This window comes from Halalkalibacter sp. HAAS-P013, from assembly GCF_056619925.1.
Map to the genome: position 1 here is coordinate 1 of NZ_JBWQTU010000055.1, position 1,011 is coordinate 1,011.

The 1,011-nt window shown below is 54.5% G+C and carries 1 rRNA gene; it reads right to left on the reverse strand.

Features of this window, described 5'->3' with window-relative positions:
- A 16S ribosomal RNA gene (locus tag AC1FXP_RS23515) occupies positions 1-1,011 on the reverse strand; the annotation flags it as partial.

Sequence of the window (1,011 nt, forward strand, 5' to 3'; positions counted from 1 at the left end):
ACCTCGCGGTTTCGCTGCTCTTTGTACCATCCATTGTAGCACGTGTGTAGCCCAGGTCATAAGGGGCATGATGATTTGACGTCATCCCCACCTTCCTCCGGTTTGTCACCGGCAGTCACCTTAGAGTGCCCAACTAAATGCTGGCAACTAAGATCAAGGGTTGCGCTCGTTGCGGGACTTAACCCAACATCTCACGACACGAGCTGACGACAACCATGCACCACCTGTCACTTTGTCCCCCGAAGGGGAAAGCCCTATCTCTAGGGTGGTCAAAGGATGTCAAGACCTGGTAAGGTTCTTCGCGTTGCTTCGAATTAAACCACATGCTCCACTGCTTGTGCGGGCCCCCGTCAATTCCTTTGAGTTTCAACCTTGCGGTCGTACTCCCCAGGCGGAGTGCTTAATGTGTTAACTTCGGCACTAAGGGCATCGAAACCCCTAACACCTAGCACTCATCGTTTACGGCGTGGACTACCAGGGTATCTAATCCTGTTTGCTCCCCACGCTTTCGCGCCTCAGCGTCAGTTACAGACCAGAGAGTCGCCTTCGCCACTGGTGTTCCTCCACATATCTACGCATTTCACCGCTACACGTGGAATTCCACTCTCCTCTTCTGTACTCAAGTCTCCCAGTTTCCAATGACCCTCCCCGGTTGAGCCGGGGGCTTTCACATCAGACTTAAAAGACCGCCTGCGCGCGCTTTACGCCCAATAATTCCGGACAACGCTTGCCACCTACGTATTACCGCGGCTGCTGGCACGTAGTTAGCCGTGGCTTTCTGGTTAGGTACCGTCAAGGTACCGCCCTATTCGAACGATACTTGTTCTTCCCTAACAACAGAGCTTTACGAGCCGAAACCCTTCATCACTCACGCGGCGTTGCTCCGTCAGACTTTCGTCCATTGCGGAAGATTCCCTACTGCTGCCTCCCGTAGGAGTCTGGGCCGTGTCTCAGTCCCAGTGTGGCCGATCACCCTCTCAGGTCGGCTACGCATCGTCGCCTTGGTAAGCC